Genomic DNA, 15,682 nt, shown 5'->3' with positions numbered 1-15,682 from the left:
CGTCGAGCCCGTGCGGGTCCGCACGCGGCGGGCGAGCCCGGCGACGCGTACGGATGTGCGATCGGGGCATCGAACCACATCGGCGGGGGACAGGGCACCCGGTGGCCGGAACGGGTCAGACCCGCAGCGCCAGCGACAGCGCGAACCGGCCGGCGCGGTCGGTCCACCACTCGGTCAGCCGCAGCCCGGCGGCGGCGAGTTCGGTGCGCACCCCCTCCTCCCGGAACTTCGCAGAGATCTCCGTGCGCAGCTCCTCACCGGCCGCGAACGGCACGATGAGGTCCACGTCGGGGATCTTGACGGTCAGTTCCGTGCGGGCCCGCAGCCGCATCTCGATCCACTCCTGTGCGGCGTTCCACCGCGCGACGTGGTCGAACGCCTCCGGGTCGAAGTCGCCGCCCAGCTCGCGGTTGATGACCGCCAGGACGTTCTTGTTGAAGGCGGCCGTCACCCCGCGGGCGTCGTCGTACGCGGCGACCAGGGTGGCCTCGTCCTTGACCAGGTCGGTGCCGAGCAGCAGGGCGTCGCCGGGCGCGAGCAGGTCGTGCACGGCGCGCAGGAACGCGGCCCGCTCGTCCGGCAGGAGGTTGCCGATGGTGCCGCCGAGGAAGGCCAGCAGCCGCGGCCCGGGCGCGGGCGGCAGGGTGAGGCCCTGCTGGAAGTCGGCGACCAGGGCGTGCACGGTCAGCCCGGGGTGCTCGGCCAGCAGCCCCTCGCCGGCCGCCCGCAGCGCGGACTCGCTGACGTCGACCGGCAGGTAGGTGTGCAGGTCGGTGAGCGCGCGCAGCAGGTGGCGGGTCTTGTCGGACGAGCCGGAGCCCAGCTCGATGAGGGTACGGGCACCGGTGGCGGCGGCGATCCGGTCCGCGGTGGCCAGCAGGATCTCGCGTTCGGCGCGGGTGGGGTAGTACTCGGACAGGGTGGTGATCTCGTCGAACAGCTCGCTGCCGCGGGCGTCGTAGAACCACTTCGGCGGCAGCTGCTTGGGCGTGCGGGACAGTCCCGCGACGACGTCGGCGCGCAGTGCGGCCGCGGTGGCGTCGGCGGGCAGGGTGCGGGTGATGCTGAGCGGGCTCACGTTGCGGGCTCCTTGAGCGGGGTGAGATGGACCTCAGTGCGGGTGGCGCACAGCAGCGTGCTCTCGGGGACCTCGGTCCAGTGGGGGGAGTCGTCATAGGGCTCGGAGGCGACGACCCGGCCGCCGCCGGGGACGGCGCGGTGGAACAGGGTGTCGCCCCAGGTGGTGGCGGCGATGCCGGTGCCGTCGGTGAGCAGCAGGTTGAGCCGGGAGCCGGGGGCCGCCGCGGCGACCTCCTCCACCGTGCCGGCCAGCGCCCGCCCCAGGTCGTCGCCGGCGGCCAGCCGGTGGTGCACCAGGGCCCACAGGAACGCGGTGTCGCTGCGGGCCGCCAGCCGCAGCAGCTCCGCCGCGGGCAGCCCGGCGGCCAGCGGCGCCAGGGCGTCCGGCCAGCCGGCCACCGCGCCGTTGTGGCTGAAGAGGTACCGCCCGGAGGCGAACGGCGCGGCGGCGGCCTCGGCGTCGGCGCCGGCCACGGTGGCGTCCCGGACCGCGGCCAGCAGCGCCCCGGTGCGGATCACCCGGGCCAGGTCGGGCAGTTGCTCGTCGGCCCAGATCGGCCCGGCCCGGCGGTAGCGGGCCGGCACCGGGTCGCCCGGCGCGTACCAGCCGACGCCGAAGCCGTCCGCGTTGACCGTGCCGTGCCGCTGGTGGCGCGGCGCCCAGGACTGCCGGTACAGCCCGTGCGGCGGCGCCAGCACCACCTGACCGAGCGGTGTCTCCGGCCCCAGATAGGCGAGATGACGGCACATCAGATGACGTCCTCGGCCGCCGGCCCGGCGTCCCTGGCGGTGCGGAATCCGGCGAAGATCTGCCGCCGCACCGGGAGGTCCCAGTTGCGGAAGGTGCCGCGGCAGGCGACTGGGTCGACGGCGAACGAGCCGCCGCGCAGCACCTTGTGCGCGCTGCCGAAGAACACCTCGGAGTACTCCCGGTAGGGGAACGCGGCGAAGCCGGGGTAGGGCAGGAAGTCGCTCGCCGTCCACTCCCAGACGTCGCCGATCAGCTGGTGGACGCCGAGCGGCGAGGCACCGTCCGGGTAGCTGCCGACCGGGGCCGGCCGCAGGTGCCGCTGACCGAGGTTGGCGTGCTCCGGGGACGGGTCCGCGTCGCCCCACGGGTAGCGCCGGTCCCGCCCGGACGCCGGGTCGTGGCGGGCCGCCTTCTCCCACTCGGCCTCCGTGGGCAGCCGCCGCCCGGCCCACCGCGCGTACGCGTCCGCCTCGTACCAACTGACGTGCAGCACCGGCTCGTCCGGCGGCACCGGCTCGGTCACCCCGAACCGGCGGCGCAGCCACTGCCGGCCCTCCAGCCGCCAGAACAACGGCGCCCGCAGCCGGTGTTCGCCGACCTGCGCCCAGCCCTCCGGGGCCCACCAGCGCGGGTCGTCGTAGCCGCCGTCCTCGATGAAGCGCTGGTAGGCGCCGTTGCTCACCGGGGTGGTGTCGAGGAAGAACGACGACACCGTCCGCCGGTGCGCCGGGCGTTCGTTGTCCAGCGCCCAGGGCTCGGTGGACGTCCCCATCAGGAACGGCCCGCCGGGGACCAGCACTTCGGACGGCAGGGGGCCGGTGGGCGCGGGCGGTGGCTCGGGCGCGGTGAGCACCGGCGGGCCCTTCCGCAGCTGATGGGTGATCAGCATCGTCTCGTCGTGCTGCTGTTCGTGCTGGGCGATCATCCCGAAGGCGAAGCCGGCCGACAGCAGCGGGCCGCCGTGCAGCTCGGCGCGCTCCAGGACGTCCAGCACCCGGCCGCGGACCTCGGCCACGTAGTCGCGGGCCTCGGTCGGCGGCAGCAGCGGCAGCGCGGGCCGCTCGGCCCGCGGGTGCTCGAAGGCGTCGTAGACGGAGTCGATGTCCGGGCGCAGCGCGTCACGACCGCCGACGGTGCGCAGCAGCCACTGCTCCTCCTGGTTGCCGATGTGCGTCAGGTCCCACACCAGCGGGGACATCAGCGGCGAGTGCTGGGCGACCAGGTCGGGGTCCTCGACGCAGCCGGTCAGCAGGCGGGTGCGGTCGCGGGCGGCGAGCAGCGCCGCGGCGGCCCGCTCCCGGAACGGCTCGGGGTCGATGGTCACAGGCTGTCCTTCCCACGGATGAGGCGGCCCTCGGCCGCGGTGCCGGGCCCGCCGCCCGCCGGGTCCGGGCCGCCGGCGGCGTCCGCCGCGGGCAGCGCGTCCAGCTGGTCGTCGGCGGGGCACCGGCCGCGTGCCACATAGCGCTCGGTGAACTCCGCGACCGCCGCGCGGATCCCGGGGGCGGCGCCCAGCCGCGGCAGCGCCTCCTGCGCGGCGGCGAAGCAGGCGACCGCGGCGGCGCCCAGCTCGGGGTCGGTGAGCCCGTCCCGGGCCGCGGTCCGCCACAGCGGGTTCTCCGGCGCCGGGCGCAGGCCGGCGGTCTCCGCAAGGGGTTTGACGGTCCGGTAGGCGAACTCGGCCGCCTCCGGATCGTCGAACAGGGCGGCGGTGACGGCCAGCGGCACGATCCACCCGTCCGGGCCCGGCTGCGCGTCGATCATCCGCAGCTCCAGATGACCGCGCGGCCGCACCGGCGGGAAGAGCGTGGTGACGTGGTAGTCCAGGTCCTCCCGCGTCACCGGCCGGGGCAGTCCGGTGCGGATCCACTCGCGGAAGGTGAGGCCCTCCGGGGCGTCCCAGGGGCCGTCCTGGCTCCGGACGCACATCACCGGGGCGTCCAGGGCGTAGCGGGCCCACGCGGTGCGCGGCTCCGCGTCCTGGGGCGGGGCGAGGGTGCGGCCCGGGTCGATCTGCGTCCAGATGGCCTGGCGGGTGGTGCGGTAGCCCGTCGGGCGCCCCTCGGCGAGCGGGGAGTTGGCGAACGCGGCGGCCAGCACGGCGCCCAGCAGGTGCGCCAGCAGCCACCGTCTGCCGAGCCCCAGCGGTCCCGGCTCCTCGTGACCGGCGTCCACGCAGACCTGCACGGAGGCGGTGCCGCACATCATGGACCGGCCGGCCGGTCCGTGCCGGTCGAAGTACGCCTCCATGGCGTTGTAGCGCGGTGCGGTGAGCACCCGTCGGGGCGGGTGCCAGGGATTGTGGCCGTGGCCCGCGAGACCGAGGCCCAGTTCCCGCAGGACGGGCCGGACCCGGGCGAGATCGGCGGCCACCGCCTCGACGCAGGCGGTGAGGGAGTCGGCGGGCAGCGAGCTGAGCTCCAGCTGGCCGCCGGGTTCGAAGGTGAGGCAGGAGTGCAGCGGCTGGGCGCGCAGTGCGCGGGCCGCCTGGCGCATCCGATCCGGTGGGACCGGACATCGAGGGTTGTGCGCGTCGTGGACCAGCAGTTCTATCTCGACGCCTATGCGGCGCGGCGGGCCCGTCTTGAAACAGATCCCACTCAGGTGGGCTTCGAGTTCCGCTTCCGATATCGACGGTGGTACGGGCATCGCTTCCCTCTCCCCTCCGGGCGGCGGCAGGATTGCCGCCCTCCACCTAAGCCGCTGCGGGCGGCCCGCTCAAGAGCGCCTGCCCGCGGTGGGCGGCCCGGCAGGGAGGACCGGGCAGGTGGGACGGGGGAGCACCGAGGGAAAACCCGTACGTCCGTTCGGGTGGTGCGCGACCGTGACCGCGGCCGGGGCGGTGGGTGCCCCGGCCGCGCCGCCCCGGTCTACTGCCGGTACCCGGCGAGGAAGCGTCCGATCCGGCCGATCGCCGCGTCGAGGTCGTCGGCGTGCGGGAGGGTGAGGATCCGGAAGTGGTCCGGGCGCGGCCAGTTGAAGCCGGTGCCCTGGACGACCTGGATCTTCTCCCGCAGCAGCAGGTCGAGCACGAACTTCTCGTCGTCGTGGATCTTGTGGACCGCCGGGTCGAGGCGGGGGAACGCGTACAGCGCGCCCTTGGGCTTGACGCAGGAGACGCCCGGGATCTCGTTGAGCCGCTCCCAGGCCCGGTCGCGCTGTTCGCGCAGCCGGCCGCCGGGGAGGACCAGGTCCTTGATGGTCTGCCGGCCGCCGAGCGCCGCCTGGATCGCGTACTGCGCCGGGGCGTTGGGGCACAGTCGCATGGAGGCGAGGGTGCCCAGCCCCTCCAGGTAGTCCGCGGCGTGCTCCTTGGGGCCGGAGACCACCAGCCAGCCGGAGCGGAACCCGGCCACCCGGTAGGACTTGGACAGGCCGCTGAAGGTCAGGCACACCAGGTCCGGGGCGAGCACGGCGGCGTGGTGGTGGACGGAGTCGTCGTACAGGATCCGGTCGTAGATCTCGTCGGCGAAGACCATCAGCTGGTGGCGGCGGGCCAGGTCGAGCATGCCCTCCAGGAGCTCGCGCGGATAGACCGCGCCGGTGGGGTTGTTGGGGTTGATGATGACCAGCGCCCGGGTCCGGTCGGTGATCTTCGAGGCGAGGTCGTCGAGGTCCGGCAGCCAGTCGGCGGACTCGTCGCACAGGTAGTGCACCGGCTTGCCGCCGGCCAGGCTGGTGACGGCCGTCCACAGCGGGAAGTCGGGTGCCGGGATGAGGACTTCGTCCCCGTCGTCCAGCAGTGCCTGGACCGCCATCGAGACCAGCTCGGAGACGCCGTTGCCCAGATAGACGTCGTCGACGTCGACGTCCGTCAGCCCGGCCTCCTGGTAGCGCTGGGCCACCGCGCGGCGGGCGGCGAGGATGCCCCGGGACTCGGTGTAGCCGTGCGCGCGGGAGAGGTTGCGCATCACGTCCTGGAGGATCTCCTCCGGGCACTCGAAGCCGAACAGTGCCGGATTGCCGGTGTTCAGCCGCAGCACGCTGTGGCCGGCCTCCTCCAACGCGTCCGCGTGCTCGATCACCGGGCCGCGGATCTCGTAGCAGACGTCGGCCATCTTGCTGGACTGCTTGAACTGCATGCGGCGGCCTCCCTGGTCCTTTCGCCCGCCGCGGGGCGCGGCAGCACGCGTGACACCGTACTTGGTTTTCCCAACTTCTAGCTTGGAAAATCCAATCACATGTCTATGCTGGTGTCATGCCGCGCCGAAGTTATGACCAGTACTGCGCCGTCGCCCGGGCCCTGGACGCCGTCGGCGACCGTTGGACGCTGCTGATCGTCCGGGAACTGCTGGGCGGCTCCCGCCGCTACACCGACCTGCACGCCGACCTGCCGGGCGTCAGCACGGACATGCTCGCCTCCCGCCTGAAGGACATGGAGCGCGACGAACTGCTCACCCGCCGCCGCCTCCCCCCGCCGGGCGCCGCCTTCGTCTACGAACTCACCCCGCGCGGCCGCGCCCTGCTCCCGGCCCTGACCGCGCTCGCCGACTGGGGCGCCCCGGCCCTCGACGAGCAGCGCCCCACCGACGCGGTCCGCGCCCACTGGTCCGCGGTCCCGCTGATGGCCCGGCTCGCCCGGCACTACCCGGGCGACGCGGTCCGCGTCATCGACGTCGCCCTGGACGAGGGCGCCTTCCACGTCGTCCTCGACCCGGACGGCCCGGCCGCCGCCCGCTACGCCGACGGCCCCGCCACCCACCCCGACACCGTCCTGCGCATGGACACCGCCACCTGCGTCGCCCTCGCCCAGGACCGCCTCACCCTCGCCGAGGCCCTCGCGGCCGGCCGGATCGAGGAGACCCTTCCCGGCGAACGCACCCCGGACCCGACCACGGCCTGAACGACGACCGACCGACCGCCCTCCCGACCGACCGCCCCCGCGGCCGGCGACCGCCCCGTGTCGCCGGCCGCCGTCCATGCCGCGGCCCCCCGCCCGTGTCACCGTCCGTCCGGTGAACACCCACCGGACACCGCCGCCCGCGCCCTCCGGAACGGGCCGCTGGCACACCCACGACCTCACCCTCCACCCGGACCGGGTCGTCAAACGCTTCCGTGCCGCCGAGGGGCCCGGCCCCCATGAGCGCGAACGGCGCGCGCTGACCCTGCTCGGCAGACACGCCCCGGGCGTCGCCCCGGCCGGCGTCCCGCCATCCCGCCGTTCGGCCGCGTCGAGGAGTGCCGGGGGCCGGGCCGGGCGAGGCTCGGGACATGACGCGGACGTGGCGGATGCGGAAGCGGGTCGGCGGAGTGCTGTTGCTGGCCCTGGTGTTGGTGGTGGGGGCGGTGCTGCCGTCCGGGGCGGCTCCCGTGCCCCGGACACGGGAGCGCGGGATGTCGGCGTGGCTGCCGTTCTGGGGCGACGTCGAGGGGGCCTACCGGGACGCGCTGGCGCACGCCGGGCAGCTGCACACGGTCAGCCCCTTCTGGTACGAGGCGACGTCCGAGCGCGCGGTCACCGGCCGGCCCGGCGCGGTCCGCCCGGACATGGTGGCGGGGCTGCACCGGGCCGGCATCGCGGTGGTGCCCACGGTGACCGAGACGCCGGACGCCACGGCGATGGCGGCGCTGCTGCACGACCCGGCGCGGCGCCGGGCCCATGTCGACGCGCTGGTGGCGACGGTGGCGCGCCAGGGGTACGACGGCCTCGACCTGGACTACGAGACGATGGCGGTGACCGGCGACGCGGCGGCCCGGGCGCGGGTGCGCAGCGGCTACGTCACCCTCGTCGGCGAGCTCTGCGCCCGGCTGCACGGCAGCGGCAAGGCGTGCGTGGTGACGGTGATGCCGCGGACCCGCGGCGCCGGCGCGGCCTTCGACTACCGGAAGCTGGGCGCGCTCGCCGACACCGTGCGGTACATGGGCTACGACCTGCACTGGTCCATGGGGGAGCCGGGGCCACTGTCCTCGAAGGAGTGGTACGCGGAGATCCTGCGCCAGGCCACCGCCGAGGTGCCCCGGGACCGGATCGAGCTGGCGTTCCCCGGATACGGCTGGGACTGGGTGCCGGGCAGCGGCCGGCGCGCCACGCACGTGACCTGGCACGAGGCCGAGGCGCTGCGGAGGCGGGTGGGCGCCCCGTACACCTTCGACGAGGTCTCCGGCACCCCGCACTTCCGCTACGCGCGCGGCGGCGAGCGGCACGAGGTCTGGTACCAGGACGCGCGGGGCGTCCGGGCGCAGCTGCCGCTGCTGGCGGAGTACGGGGTGCGGGGCCGGGGCCTATGGGCGCTGGGGTTCGAGGACCCGGACGTCTGGGCCGCGTTCCGCGGCGAGCAGCCGTAGCGCGGCCTCGGAGGGCGAGCCGGCGGGGGCGGAGAACATCAGGACGCCCTGGCCGGAGCCGTCGGGGGTCTGCATCATCTCGAAGTCCAGGGCCAGTTCGCCCACCAGCGGATGGTGGAAGTGCTTGGTGCCGAAGGTGCAGTTGTTGACCACGTGGCGCGACCACAGACCGCTGAACTCGGTGCTCTTCATGGACAACTCGCCGATCAGCTCGGCCAGTTGCTGGTCGTCGGGGCGCTGCCCGGCGGCCACCCGCAGCGAGGCGACCGCGCGCCGGGTCTCCTCCTCGCGTTGGGGGTAGAGCTCGCGGGTGTGCGGATCGAGGAAGAGCAGCCGCTGGGTGTTGGGCCGGTCCGGCGGACGGGAGGGGCTGTCGAAGTCCAGATGGCCGGCGATCAGGGCGTGCCCGAGGCGGTTCCACGCCAGCACCTCGAAGCGCGGCCCGAGGGCGAGGGCCGGCACGCCCTCCACGGCGGCGAGCAGCTGCCGCACGCCGGGGCGGGCGGTGTCGGGGCGGACCGCCGGGCGGCGCCGGTTCGGCGTCGGGCGGGCGAGCTGCCGCAGATGGGCGCGCTCGTCGGGGGTCAGCCGCAGGGCCCGGGCGAGGGCGTCCAGCACGCCCTCCGAGGCGTTGTGGCTCTGGCCCTGTTCGAGGCGGGTGTAGTAGGCGACGCTGACGCCGGCGAGCTGGGCGAGCTCCTCGCGCCGCAGTCCGGGGACCCGGCGGCGCGCCCCGTAGGAGACCAGGCCGACGTCCTCCGGCTGCAGCCGGGCGCGGCGGGTGCGCAGGAAGTCCCCCAGCGCGGAGGGGCCGGTGGCGGCGGATGCGTCCATGCCCGCCAGTGTGCGTCACGCGGTGGCCGGGCCGCCTGTCCCTGTCAGGGGCAGGCTGCCGGGCGGGGCCCGCCCCGGGCCCGGCGGATCACCCGCGACGGGGCCGGCCGGAACTGTTCCCTGGACGTTACCGACTGCTTAGTATGCCCGTGGCGGGGGCCGGATCCGGCCCCCGTGTCGGCCGTACGACTTCAGGTCTGTGGAGGCATCACGTGAAGGCATGGCGCGTGCACGCGAACGGGGAGCCGCGAGCGGTGATGCGGCTGGAGGAGGTACCGGACCCGCAGCCCGGCCCCGGCCAGCTGCTGCTGCGGGTGCGGGCCGCCAACGTCAACTTCCCCGACGCGCTGCTGTGTCGGGGCCAGTACCAGGTCCGGCCGCCGCTCCCGTTCACCCCCGGCGTGGAGATCTGCGGCGACGTGCTGGCGGTGGGCGAGGGCGCGACCGGCGAGGTCGGCGCGCGGGTGCTGGCCCAGCCGGCACTGCCCGGCGGCGGCTTCGCGGAGCTCGCCGTCGCCGACGCCGCGGCGGTCCGGCCGGCCCCCGAGGCACTGGACGACGCCGAGGCCGCCGCACTGCACATCGGCTACCAGACCGGCTGGTTCGGACTGCACCGCCGGGCCCGGCTCCAGGCGGGCGAGACGCTGCTGGTGCACGCCGCGGCCGGCGGCGTCGGCAGCGCCGCGGTCCAGCTCGGCCGGGCCGCCGGCGCCCGGGTCATCGGCGTCGTGGGCGGCCCCGAAAAGGCCCGTACCGCCCGCGAGTTGGGCTGCGACCTGGTCCTCGACCGGCGGTCCGACGACCTCGTCGCGGCGGTGAAGGAGGCCACCGGCGGACGGGGCGCGGACGTGGTCTACGACCCGGTGGGCGGCGACGCGTACGCCAAGTCCACCAAGTGCATCGCCTTCGAGGGCCGGATCCTCGTCGTCGGCTTCGCCGGCGGCGCCATCCCCACCCCGGCCCTCAACCACGCCCTGGTCAAGAACTACGCGATCCTGGGCCTGCACTGGGGCCTGTACAACACCAAGGACCCGGCCGCCGTCGACGCCTGCCACGAGGAGCTGACCAAGCTCGCCGCACAGGGGGCGATCAAGCCCCTGATCGGCGACCGGGTCCCCTTGGCGGGGGCCGCCGACGCCGTCCAACGGGTCGCCGACGGGGACTCCGTCGGCCGCCTCGTGGTGGTTCCCGGAACGGAGGAGAACCGATGACCGACGCCGCCGACCTGCGCCGGCGCACCGCCGAACTGCTCGCCACCCAACCGCCCACCCGTCGCCCACCACCACCCTTGGCCGAGGGCCCGCACCCTTGGTCCGACACCGACCGGCTGGACTTCCTGCGCGCCCGCTTCGACGCAGGGCTCGCCTGGGTGCACTTCCCCGAGGGCCTCGGCGGCCTGGACGCCCCGCGCTCCCTCCAGGCCGTCGTGGACGCCGAACTCGCCGCCGCCGGCGCCCCGGACAACGACCCCGGCCGGATCGGCATCGGCCTGGGCATGGCCGCCCCGACGATCCTCCGCTACGGCACCGAGGAGCAGAAGCAGCGCTTCCTGCGGCCCCTGTGGACCGGCGAGGAGGTGTGGTGCCAACTGTTCAGCGAGCCCGGCGCCGGCTCCGACCTGGCCGCGCTGGCCACCCGCGCCGTCCGGGACGAGAACGGCAACTGGGTGGTGGACGGGCAGAAGGTCTGGACCTCCAGCGCCCATCTGGCGCGCTGGGCGATCCTGGTCGCCCGCACCGACCCGGCCGTGCCCAAGCACCAGGGGCTGACGTACTTCGTCTGCGACATGACCGACCCCGGCGTCGAGGTGCGCCCGCTGCGTCAGATCACCGGCGAGGCGGAGTTCAACGAGGTCTTCCTCAGCGGCGTGCGGATCCCCGACGCCCACCGCCTCGGCGACGTCGGCGACGGCTGGCGGGTCGCCCGCACCACCCTGATGAACGAACGGGTCGCCATCGGCGGCGTCCGCACCCCGCGCGAGGGCGGGATGATCGGCGTCGCCGCGGCCGCCTGGCGCGACCGCCCCGAACTGCGCACCCACGACCTGCACCGGCGGCTGCTGACCCTCTGGGTGGAGGCCGAGGTCGCCCGCCTCACCGGCGAACGGCTGCGCCAGCAACTCTCCTCCACTCTCAACTCCGTTCGAGCGGGAGGTGCCCCCACGGGCCAGCCCGGTCCCGAGGGCAGCGGCATGAAACTGGCCTTCGCCCGGCTCGCCCAGCAGATCAGCGGCTGGGAGGTGGAGTTCCTCGGCGAGGACGGACTCACCTACGACGACTGGACGTTGCGCCGCCCCGAGGGCGTCGACTTCACCGGCCGTGAGGCCGGCTACCGCTATCTGCGCGCCAAGGGGAACTCCATCGAGGGAGGCACCTCCGAAGTGCTGCTCAACATCGTCGCCGAGCGCGTCCTGGGCCTGCCGCCCGAGCCGCGCACCGACAAGGACGTCGCGTGGAAGGACCTCCCCCGATGACTCCCACGACCCCCGCCGCCGAACCCGACCTCCTCTACTCCGAGGACGAGGACGCCCTGCGCGCCGCCGTACGGGCCCTGCTCGCCGACCGCTGCGATCCGGCCACCGTGCTCGCCGCCCTGGAGACCGGCCGGCCCTACGACCCGGAGCTGTGGCGGGCCCTGACCGCCGAGATCGGCGTCGCCGGTCTGCTGGTCCCCGAGAAGTTCGGCGGACAGGGCGCGGGCCCCCGGGAGGCCGCCGTCGTCCTGGAGGAACTGGGCCGCGCGGTGGCACCGGTGCCCTATCTGACCAGCGCGGTGCTCGCGGTCACCGCGCTGCTGGGCTGCGACACCGACCGGACCGAGGTCGCCGGCCCGCTGGCCGACCTCGCCGAGGGCCGCACCGTCGGGGCGCTCGCCGTCCCGCTGCCGACCGCGCCCGGCGGGACCGGCCCGGCCACCGTACGGGCGGACGCCGACGGCGCGCTCACCGGGCGGGTCACCTCGGTCGCGGACGCCGCCGGCGCCGGACTGCTGCTCGTCCCGGCCGAGGGCCCGGACGGCCCGGCGCTCTACGCGGTGGACGCCGCGGCGGACGGCGTGCGCACCGAGCCGGTCACCCCGCTCGACCTGACCCGGCCGCTGGCCCACGTGGTCTTCGAGGGCGCTCCCGGCCGCCCGCTGGCCCGCGGGGAGCGGGCCCGTACCGCCGTGCAGCGCGCGCTGCGCACCGGCGCCGGACTGCTCGCCTCGGAGCAGCTCGGTCTCGCCGAGTGGTGCCTGACCGAAACCGTGCGGTACACCGGCGAGCGCACCCAGTTCGGCCGCCCGGTCGGTTCGTTCCAGGCGCTCAAGCACCGGATGGCCGCGCTGTGGTTGGACGTCGCCTCGGCCCGGGCCGCGGCCCGCAACGCCGCCGACGCGCTGGCCGGCGACGGCCCGGACGCGCCGGTGGCGGTCGCGGTGGCCCAGGCGTACTGCGCGCCGGTGGCGGTGCGCGCCGCCGAGGAGTGCATCCAGCTGCACGCCGGCATCGGGATGACCTGGGAGCACCCCGCGCACCTCTACCTCAAGCGCGCCAAGACCGACGAACTCGCCCTCGGCACGCCCGGGCGCCACCGGGACGCGCTGGCCACCCTGGTGGACCTGGCCGCGCCCTAGGGTCCGCGCTAGGGTCCGCGAAGTCCCGCCTGCTGTCGCCCCGTCAGTTCGTGACGGTGAACGGTCGGCTGAAGGCGTGCGCCGTGCCGTTGCCGGCGGTCACCTCCAGGGCGTAGGCCGGGCCGGGCGGAACCTCGGGCAGGGTCACCAGGACCTCGCCGGCCCGGCCGGCACCGGCCCGTGGGGAGACCAGCGCCAGCCGCTGTATCCGGCCGGGGCCGGCCGCCGCGTTCAACCAGACGTCCACCTCGGTGCCGGTGGTGTTGGTCCAGGCGACCGGGAAGCTGCCGTTGACCCGCAGGCTCGTCTGGTCGGCGGGCGCGGTGACCTGGATCCGCCCGGCCGGGGGCCGCCCGGTGCCGGGCGGCGCCGCGTCCGGCGGGGAGTCGGCGGGGCGGGCCCGCGCCGGGCCCGGCACGGCGGCCGCGGCGTCGGCGTCCGGGGCCTGCTGGTCATCCGGAGCCTGCCGGTCCTCCGGAACCCTCGGGTCCGCTGGATCCTCCGGGCCCGCCGGATCGTCCGGGCCGGCGCGATCCACCGGCCCGTCGCGAGCCACCGGCCCCTCCCGGTCCTCCCGGTCCTCCGAGACGGCGGGGTCCTCGGGGACGTCCGGCCCGCCGTGGGTGACGGCGGCGCGGCCGGTGGTCGCGGTGCGCGCGGCGACCGCGGGGGAGACGGTGGGGGCGGCGGAGCGGGCGAAGCCCACGTGGTGCGCGGGGGCCAGTTCGAGGACCAGCGTGCAGCCGACCGCGGTGGCGGCGACCGCGATGGCGAGGGAGTTGGCCGCCTCGGCGACCTTGCCCATCGCGTCCTCCTTTCCTCGGGGAGGGACGAGTCGTCCCTCGGGTCCTCGCGCCGGCGCTGCCGCGGGGCGCGCCCGGGCTTCGTCGGGGAGGGACGAGCCGGAACATCCCCGGCGACCTTGATCATCAAAGGCCCCCGCCCGGCGACCACCTGCTTGGACAGCTCCGGCGCGACAGCTCGGCGGCGAGGCGGGATACTGCCCGCCGCACCCCGACGGTGAGTAAAAAATCCGTAAACTGGCGAGGGTGTCTTGAAAGTGCCGTTCAGGTAGCGTCGGAGCCATGAAGACCGCAACCCGCCGTGTGCTGATCGGACCGGTGCTCCTGCTGCTGGCGGCCCTCCTCGCGATGGTCACCGTGGCCGCGCCCGGCGCACATGCCGCGGGTGGGCTGGACGAGGCGGCCGCCGCCCTGCGGAAGGGCCCGGTCTACGTCGACCCCCGCGCCTCAGGTCAGTTTTCGGCCACTGAGGCGGACGCCCTCGCCAAGAAGATCAAGGACTCCGGCAGGCCGGTCTTCGTCGCCGTCCTGCCCCGGACCTCCGACTACCAACCGTCCACCCTGCTCCGGGACCTGCGGACCAAGGTCGGCATCAGCGGGGTCTACGCCGTCGAGTTCGGCGACGGCTTCAACGCCGGCGCCGACCCCCGGGTGATGTCGCGCACCGCGGTCCAGAACCTCGTCGGCGCCGTCAAGCGCTCGCAGTACCCGACCGTCTCCGCGCGCCTCAACAGCTTCGTCGACACCGCGGCCACCGAGGCCCACGGCCACGCCCCGGCCTCCTGGGGCGGCACCGGCAGCGGCGGCGGGATCGACACCGGCACCGTGGTCGGCCTCGGCGCGCTGATCGTCATCGGGGGCGGCGGCGCGTACGCCATCGCCCGCCGCAACCGCCGCAAGCGGGCCGAGGAGGAGCGCGCCGCCCTCGAAGACCTGCGGATCGTGGTCGACGAGGACATCACCGCCTTCGGCGAGGAACTGGACCGACTGGACTTCAACCCGGCCGAGCCCGGCGCCGACGACGCGATGCGCGCCGACTACTCCCGCGCCCTGGACGCCTACGAGGACGCCAAGTCGGCGATGGCCGCGGCCGAGCACCCCGGCGACGTCCAGGCGGTGACCAAGGAACTGGAGGAGGGCCGCTTCGCGCTCGCCGCGCTCGCCGCGCGCCGCGAGGGCCGGCCGCTGCCCGAGCGCCGGCTGCCCTGCTTCTTCGACCCCCGGCACGGTCCCTCGGTCACCGACGCGACCTGGGCCCCGCCCGGCGGCGCCGAGCGCACCGTCCCGGTCTGCGCCGCCGACAAGAGCCGCCTGGACGACGGCCGGGAGCCGCTGGCCCGCACGGTCCGCACCCCACAGGGCGACCGCCCGTACTGGGACGCGGGTCCCTCCTACGCCCCCTGGGCCGGCGGCTACTTCGGCGGCGGGCTGCTCCCCGGCCTGCTCATCGGCACCACCCTCGGCCACCTCATGATGACCGGCCCCGCCTACGGCGCCGACCTCGGCGGCCACCAGGGGGCGGAGGGCGGCGAGGTCACCGGCGCCGACTTCGACCCCGGCGACTTCGGCGGAGGCTTCGGCGGCGGCGGGGACTTCGGGGGCGGCGGCGACGGCGGCTTCGGCGGCGGCGACTTCTGACCGGCCCGGTTCCGACCGGCCCGGCCGGTCCGGTGCGCTACCCCTCCCGGAAGCCGTCCGGCACCACCCGCTTCGCGCCCAGGAAGCGGGCGTACCGCGCCCGGGCCGCGAAGTCGGCGTAGCCCCACACCGCCGGTCGGCCCACCTCCCGGCACAGGTGCAGCACCCGATCCGGTCCCAGGTGGACGCCGACGTGCGCGCCGTATCCCTCCGGCCCCCCGGCGAGCGGACCGGCGTCGAAGAGCACCAGGTCCAGCGGCTCCGGCGGAGCGGCCCGCCGGGTCGCCGCGCGGTCCGCCCACAGCTCGGCCGAGCGCAGCGGCGGCACCCGCAGCCCGAAGTGGGCCAGCACGGCATAGGCGTAGCGCTGGCAGTTGGCGCCGCCGGCGAGGTCCGGGGGCGCCGCCGTACCCGCCGCAGGTCCGGCCGGGTGTGACGGGCATTCAGGTGGCCCGGCTCCCGGATGGCGGGCGGCCGAGTAGGCGACGTTGCGCAGCGCCCCGGGCAGCGCGTCGAACGCAACGGGGCCGCGGACGTTGGGGACTTGGGGACCTGCGGCGGAGCTCATCGGTCCATGATGCCGTCGCTCTCCCCGTGCCGGCCGGCACGGCGTCGAGGAGGCTCGTTGCGGCACTGTCGTCACCCTCCCGCCCGCCCTCGCGGCGGACGACGGGGC

The 15,682-nt window shown here is 75.4% G+C and carries 14 protein-coding genes; 6 read left to right on the top strand and 8 right to left on the bottom strand.

What is annotated here, in order from left to right:
- Window positions 1-115: 115 nt before the first annotated feature.
- From egtD to MOV08_RS08270, 5 genes are all read right to left on the bottom strand, one after another.
- Window positions 116-1,078 (bottom strand): L-histidine N(alpha)-methyltransferase, encoded by a 963-nt coding sequence (gene egtD, locus MOV08_RS08290; RefSeq protein WP_039630673.1) that lies wholly within the window; start codon window positions 1,076-1,078, stop codon window positions 116-118.
- Entirely contained in the window at window positions 1,075-1,830 is a 756-nt protein-coding gene (gene egtC, locus MOV08_RS08285; protein WP_039630672.1) for an ergothioneine biosynthesis protein EgtC, read from the bottom strand. Before egtC ends, egtD begins: the two co-directional genes overlap by 4 nt.
- On the bottom strand, window positions 1,830-3,155 hold the full coding sequence (gene egtB / locus MOV08_RS08280) for an ergothioneine biosynthesis protein EgtB (RefSeq protein WP_275306876.1): 1,326 nt from the start codon (window positions 3,153-3,155) through the stop codon (window positions 1,830-1,832). Before egtB ends, egtC begins: the two co-directional genes overlap by 1 nt.
- Complete coding sequence (gene egtA, locus MOV08_RS08275; RefSeq protein ID WP_275306875.1) at window positions 3,152-4,480, bottom strand: ergothioneine biosynthesis glutamate--cysteine ligase EgtA; 1,329 nt, start codon at window positions 4,478-4,480, stop codon at window positions 3,152-3,154. The genes egtB and egtA overlap by 4 nt, the downstream gene beginning before the upstream one ends.
- Window positions 4,481-4,701: 221 nt before the next feature.
- The gene (locus tag MOV08_RS08270; protein WP_039630668.1) at window positions 4,702-5,913 is read right to left on the bottom strand and encodes a pyridoxal phosphate-dependent aminotransferase; all 1,212 of its coding nucleotides are present in this window, start codon (window positions 5,911-5,913) and stop codon (window positions 4,702-4,704) included.
- A gap of 116 nt (window positions 5,914-6,029) precedes the next feature.
- Between MOV08_RS08270 and MOV08_RS08265 the strand changes: the two genes are divergently transcribed.
- Both MOV08_RS08265 and MOV08_RS08260 read left to right on the top strand, forming a co-directional pair.
- Window positions 6,030-6,674, top strand: coding sequence for a winged helix-turn-helix transcriptional regulator (locus MOV08_RS08265; protein ID WP_039630666.1), 645 nt, complete (start codon window positions 6,030-6,032; stop codon window positions 6,672-6,674).
- Between the two features lie 368 nt (window positions 6,675-7,042).
- Window positions 7,043-8,116, top strand: a complete 1,074-nt coding sequence (locus MOV08_RS08260; protein WP_275306874.1) for a glycosyl hydrolase family 18 protein — start codon at window positions 7,043-7,045, stop codon at window positions 8,114-8,116.
- Here MOV08_RS08260 and MOV08_RS08255 read toward each other — a convergent pair.
- A complete protein-coding gene (locus MOV08_RS08255) occupies window positions 8,054-8,950 on the bottom strand; it encodes a helix-turn-helix transcriptional regulator (RefSeq protein ID WP_039630664.1) in 897 nt (298 codons plus the stop codon). The genes MOV08_RS08260 and MOV08_RS08255 overlap by 63 nt on opposite strands.
- Before the next feature lie 212 nt (window positions 8,951-9,162).
- Here MOV08_RS08255 and MOV08_RS08250 point away from each other — a divergent pair, with 212 nt between their 5' ends.
- From MOV08_RS08250 to MOV08_RS08240, 3 genes are read left to right on the top strand one after another with little or no spacing between them, the layout of a single operon-like run.
- Window positions 9,163-10,161 (top strand): NADPH:quinone oxidoreductase family protein, encoded by a 999-nt coding sequence (locus tag MOV08_RS08250; RefSeq protein WP_039630662.1) that lies wholly within the window; start codon window positions 9,163-9,165, stop codon window positions 10,159-10,161.
- Entirely contained in the window at window positions 10,158-11,423 is a 1,266-nt protein-coding gene (locus MOV08_RS08245) for an acyl-CoA dehydrogenase family protein (protein WP_275306873.1), read from the top strand. Before MOV08_RS08250 ends, MOV08_RS08245 begins: the two co-directional genes overlap by 4 nt.
- Complete coding sequence (locus tag MOV08_RS08240) at window positions 11,420-12,565, top strand: acyl-CoA dehydrogenase family protein (protein WP_275306872.1); 1,146 nt, start codon at window positions 11,420-11,422, stop codon at window positions 12,563-12,565. Before MOV08_RS08245 ends, MOV08_RS08240 begins: the two co-directional genes overlap by 4 nt.
- 43 nt (window positions 12,566-12,608) lie before the next feature.
- On the opposite strand, the gene MOV08_RS08235 is transcribed toward MOV08_RS08240, so the two are convergent.
- The gene (locus MOV08_RS08235) at window positions 12,609-13,370 is read right to left on the bottom strand and encodes a hypothetical protein (protein WP_275306871.1); all 762 of its coding nucleotides are present in this window, start codon (window positions 13,368-13,370) and stop codon (window positions 12,609-12,611) included.
- Between the two features lie 280 nt (window positions 13,371-13,650).
- Between MOV08_RS08235 and MOV08_RS08230 the strand changes: the two genes are divergently transcribed.
- On the top strand, window positions 13,651-15,006 hold the full coding sequence (locus tag MOV08_RS08230) for a hypothetical protein (RefSeq protein WP_039630654.1): 1,356 nt from the start codon (window positions 13,651-13,653) through the stop codon (window positions 15,004-15,006).
- Between the two features lie 37 nt (window positions 15,007-15,043).
- Here MOV08_RS08230 and MOV08_RS08225 read toward each other — a convergent pair whose 3' ends face one another.
- Complete coding sequence (locus MOV08_RS08225; protein ID WP_275306870.1) at window positions 15,044-15,574, bottom strand: cell wall hydrolase; 531 nt, start codon at window positions 15,572-15,574, stop codon at window positions 15,044-15,046.
- Between the last annotated feature and the right edge of the window lie 108 nt (window positions 15,575-15,682).

It is taken from the genome of Streptomyces yunnanensis (genome assembly GCF_029011865.1).
GTDB classification, from domain to species: Bacteria; Actinomycetota; Actinomycetes; order Streptomycetales; family Streptomycetaceae; genus Streptomyces; species Streptomyces yunnanensis.
The sequence above is the reverse complement of the archived record's forward strand: the minus strand, read 5'-3'. Positions and strand labels throughout refer to the sequence as shown.

Coding starts and splice junctions, on each gene's coding strand:
- egtC (WP_039630672.1), bottom strand. CDS start 1,830: ATGTGCCGTCATCTCGCCTATCTGGGGCCGGAGACACCGCTCGGTCAG.
- egtA (WP_275306875.1), bottom strand. CDS start 4,480: ATGCCCGTACCACCGTCGATATCGGAAGCGGAACTCGAAGCCCACCTG.
- MOV08_RS08270 (WP_039630668.1), bottom strand. CDS start 5,913: ATGCAGTTCAAGCAGTCCAGCAAGATGGCCGACGTCTGCTACGAGATC.
- MOV08_RS08265 (WP_039630666.1), top strand. CDS start 6,030: ATGCCGCGCCGAAGTTATGACCAGTACTGCGCCGTCGCCCGGGCCCTG.
- MOV08_RS08260 (WP_275306874.1), top strand. CDS start 7,043: ATGACGCGGACGTGGCGGATGCGGAAGCGGGTCGGCGGAGTGCTGTTG.
- MOV08_RS08255 (WP_039630664.1), bottom strand. CDS start 8,950: ATGGACGCATCCGCCGCCACCGGCCCCTCCGCGCTGGGGGACTTCCTG.
- MOV08_RS08245 (WP_275306873.1), top strand. CDS start 10,158: ATGACCGACGCCGCCGACCTGCGCCGGCGCACCGCCGAACTGCTCGCC.
- MOV08_RS08240 (WP_275306872.1), top strand. CDS start 11,420: ATGACTCCCACGACCCCCGCCGCCGAACCCGACCTCCTCTACTCCGAG.
- MOV08_RS08235 (WP_275306871.1), bottom strand. CDS start 13,370: ATGGGCAAGGTCGCCGAGGCGGCCAACTCCCTCGCCATCGCGGTCGCC.
- MOV08_RS08230 (WP_039630654.1), top strand. CDS start 13,651: ATGAAGACCGCAACCCGCCGTGTGCTGATCGGACCGGTGCTCCTGCTG.
- MOV08_RS08225 (WP_275306870.1), bottom strand. CDS start 15,574: ATGAGCTCCGCCGCAGGTCCCCAAGTCCCCAACGTCCGCGGCCCCGTT.